The organism is Sphingomonas sp. CCH21-G11, from assembly GCF_001555965.1.
In the GTDB taxonomy this organism is placed as follows: domain Bacteria; phylum Pseudomonadota; class Alphaproteobacteria; order Sphingomonadales; family Sphingomonadaceae; genus Sphingomonas.
The window spans coordinates 1-3,738 of sequence record NZ_LSHX01000045.1 but is presented as its reverse complement, the minus strand read 5'-3'; the positions used below and the strand labels follow the sequence as shown (position 1 = coordinate 3,738).

The window sequence follows — 3,738 nt, the reverse complement described above, 5'->3', positions numbered from 1 at the left end:
GGGTTGGGGTGGGGGGTGTCCATTGAGAGGCGCATCGGAAATCAACGGCGCCGCGAAATTGAATCAAGTTTGCCCGTCACCCCGGACTTGATCCAGGGTGACGGAGAAATCTGGGATGCGCTGCGATCAAATGCGCATTCCGGGCCAGGCTTCGAGAATCGCGGCCGCGCAAGCTCCCCACCCATCCCTCCGTCGAAGGGCCAACCCGCAAAAAGAAAGCGGCGCGCTCCCCCCGGGGAACGCGCCGCTTCTGTTCCGGTCGATGCCGCAGTCGGATCAGAAGCCGATGCGGGTCCGCACCCCGTAGAAGCGCGGCAGGCCCGGATAGCCGGCCGTGGTGCCGGTCTGTTCAGGCACCGGGAAGCCGGTGATGTTGTAATACTGGTCGAAGACATTCTCGACGAAGAACTCGACGCTGCGTTGCCGGTCCTCGCTCTGAATGCCGATGCGGGCATTGACCAGCGGATAGCCCGGGTTGCGCACAAGGGTGCGGCCGTTCACGTCGGGCGGCGTACCGGCGATGTTGACGGCGCTGTTATAGCGCATGTCGGCGTGGAGCAGCGCCTGATAGCCGCTGCTGCCCAGTGCCGGCGTCCAGGTCGTCGCCACCGTGACGACATTCCGCGGCTGGTTCAGGAACTGTTCGCCTTCCAGGCCCTGCAGCGGCGTGCCCGCGAAGTTGTTGCTCTCATCGAAGCTTGCGTCGAGATAGGTGTAGCCGGTGCGGATGATCAGCTCGCGGACGGGCTGGAAAATCGCCTCGGCTTCGACACCGCGTCCCGAGCCATCGGGCACGTTCAGGACTACGAAGTTGTTGCCGCTGAAGATGAGCGTCTGCAGGTCCTGGAACTTCTGGTAGAAGGCGGCGACGTTCAGCGTGAACTTGCGCGTGAAGCTCGCCTTGAACCCGACTTCGAAGCTGTCGACGACTTCCTTGCCGAACTCCAGATCCTCGGCCTGCGGGCCGTTGCCGCCCAGCAGCACGCTGTCGAATGTCGCCTGGTCGAGATTATAGCCGCCCGACTTGAAGCCGCGATCATAGCTGGCATAGCCCAGAATGTCGGGCGTGAACTTGTACGCGAGCTTGGCGGTGCCGGTGATCTGGCTGTCCGAGCGGCGGTCGTTGTAGACACCGTTGAACTCGTTGTTCACCGCCGGGTTGCAGCTGAGCAGGAACAGGTTGTTGAACAGCCCGGCACCGCGCAGGATGTTGGCATAGACGTTGGCCGCGGGGTTGCCCGCGCGCACCTGGTCAAAGAAGCCGCAGCTGCCGGTATTGTTGTTGATCGACGCGTCCAGCGTCTTGCGCTCGTAATTGTAGCGCGCACCCAGCGTGATCGACAAATCGTCGGTCACGTTGATGATGTTATGGGTGAAGATCGCGAAGGCATCGGTCTTTACGCGGAAATCGTCATTGTTGTTGCCCTGGCCTGCTGCGGCGCGCGGCAGCGGTGCAAGCGACAGCGCGGCAAGCCCCGGCACCGTCGCCAGCGCGCCACGATAGGCGGTCACCAGCGGCGCCAGCGCACCATAGGCGGCCGGCGGTGCGGCCGGATTGGCGAGCACCTGGCCAAAGGTCGGAACCGTCGGGCCAAGCGAGCCGTAGAAGCTGACCGGCGTGCCGAACAGCGGGCGCAGCGCCGCGTTGAAGATGCTGTCGACATATTGGTTGGCATCGGTGCCGAAGCGCACCGTGTCGCGCAGCGTGTTGGTTTCGTTGAGGTAGAAGCCGCCGACCAGGAAGTCGAGCACGCCGCCGAAGGCCGAACCCTGGAACCGGATTTCCTGGGTGAAGTCCTTCAGCTCGTTGCGATAATCCTCGCGATACGCGCGATCGAGCCCGGAGAAGTCGATGTCCTGATCGCGCAGCACGCGCCAGTTGCGATAGGCGGTGATCGACGTCAGCTTGTTGTCGCCGATATCGATGTTGAATTCGCCTGAGAAACCCCAGTCCTTGACCGCCTCGCCATAGCCGCGCTCGGGCGAGATCGCCTGGGTGCGGTCCGACGGCGGGCCGGTGTAGAGGCCGTCGCGCCCGCGCGCGCCGGCAAGTCCCTCGACGATCGGCGCGAACTGGCCGGGCGTGATGTTCACCGCGCCACAGCATTCCTCATCGGTTTCGTAATAGTCGCCGATCAGGCGGAACGAGAAGGTCGAGGTGTCGTACAGCGCCTGGCCACGGACATAATAACGGTCGATATTGTTGATCGCGCGGTCCGAATTTGAATCTTCGATATAGCCGTCGCGCTTGCGATAGCCGGCGTCGACGCGCAGCGCGAGCGCCTCAGCCACCGGTCCGGTGATCGCGCCCTTGACGATGTACTGGTCGTAATTGCCGTAGGTGCCTTCGATATAGCCGCCCAGCTCGAACTTGGGCTGCGCGGTGAAGATCGACAGCGCGCCGGCCGAGGTGTTGCGGCCGAACAGCGTGCCCTGCGGCCCGCGCAGCACTTCGACGCGCTCGAGCTCGGGCAGCTCGGCGAGCGCGACGCCTGCGCGCGCGCGAAACACGCCGTCGATGAACACGCCGACCGCCGGTTCGAAACCGGGATTGTCGCCCGCGGTGCCGACGCCGCGGATGAAGATCGACGAACCGGTCGCCGACGACTGGCCAGTCGTGGTCTGAAGGCTGGGCGCAAGCTGTTCGAGGCCGCGAATGTCCTGGACGCCGGCGTTTTCCAGCAGCTCGGTGCCGACGGCGGTGATCGCGATCGGGACTTCCTGGACCGTCTCGTTGCGTCGGGTTGCCGTGACGACGATGTCGTTGGCGGAATCATAGTCTTCCTGGACGGCGGGCGCGTCGGGCGCACTGTCCTGGGCAAAGGCCGGCGTGGCGATCAGCAGCGACAGCGCGGTCGCCGACAGGAAGTCGGTGCGTTTCATTCTTGCGTTCCCCTCCAGGGCACCGACCCTAGTCCAAGGGTACGGTTGCTTTTCTTGTGTCGCGCCAGCTAACGCTCACCTTCCGGGTGCGTCAAGGGGATTTGGCGCGTTCGGCCACGTCGTCGGGCAGCAGTGCAAGAACGACACAGTTGCAAAGTGGAACCGATCGGGTTCTTCGCGGGGTTGCCGTAACGTCAAGCCCGACAAGGGAAATTGAGCATGGACCTGGATGACGACGACGCGATGAGCAACGGCGACCTGGTCGCCCCGCTGCCGAAGATTCCCGTGCCCGACGAGGTGGCCGACGCGGTACGGACGCTGATTCGCTGGGCGGGCGACGATCCGACGCGCGAAGGGTTGCTCGACACGCCCAAGCGGGTGGCGCGCGCCTGGCGGGAATATTGCTCGGGCTATGACGAGGATCCGGCGCATCACCTGGAGCGCGTGTTCGAGGAAGTCGGCGGCTATGACGACATCGTCCTGCTGCGCGACATTCCGTTCCAGTCGCATTGCGAGCACCATATGGCGCCGATCATCGGCAAGGCGCACATCGCCTATCTGCCGACCAACTGGGTGGTCGGCATCTCGAAGCTCGCTCGCGTGCTGCACGGCTATGCGCGCCGGTTGCAGGTGCAGGAGCGCCTGACCGCCGAAGTCGCCGACTGTATCTGGACGCACCTGAAGCCCCGCGGCGTCGCGGTGGTGATCGAGGCGAGCCACGCCTGCATGACCGCGCGCGGCGTCCGCACCCCCGGCGTGTCGATGACCACCAGCCGCATGATGGGCGTTTTTCGCGACGACGAACGCTCGCGCCGCGAGGTGCTGGCGCTGATGGGGCAGAAATAGGGGCGGGTG

2 protein-coding genes are annotated in these 3,738 nt (G+C 64.7%); one reads left to right on the top strand and one right to left on the bottom strand.

Annotated elements, in window-relative coordinates:
* Positions 1-276 precede the first annotated feature (276 nt).
* Positions 277-2,883, bottom strand: coding sequence for a TonB-dependent receptor (locus AX676_RS12255; protein ID WP_066477551.1), 2,607 nt, complete (start codon positions 2,881-2,883; stop codon positions 277-279).
* A 219-nt stretch (positions 2,884-3,102) separates the two neighbouring features.
* On the opposite strand from AX676_RS12255, the gene folE reads away from it, so the two are divergent.
* The gene (gene folE / locus AX676_RS12250; RefSeq protein ID WP_066477555.1) at positions 3,103-3,729 is read left to right on the top strand and encodes a GTP cyclohydrolase I FolE; all 627 of its coding nucleotides are present in this window, start codon (positions 3,103-3,105) and stop codon (positions 3,727-3,729) included.
* Positions 3,730-3,738 lie beyond the last annotated feature (9 nt).

Excerpts from the sequence above, each read along its gene's own strand:
- AX676_RS12255 (WP_066477551.1), bottom strand. The coding sequence starts at position 2,883 with ATGAAACGCACCGACTTCCTGTCGGCGACCGCGCTGTCGCTGCTGATC.
- folE (WP_066477555.1), top strand. The coding sequence starts at position 3,103 with ATGGACCTGGATGACGACGACGCGATGAGCAACGGCGACCTGGTCGCC.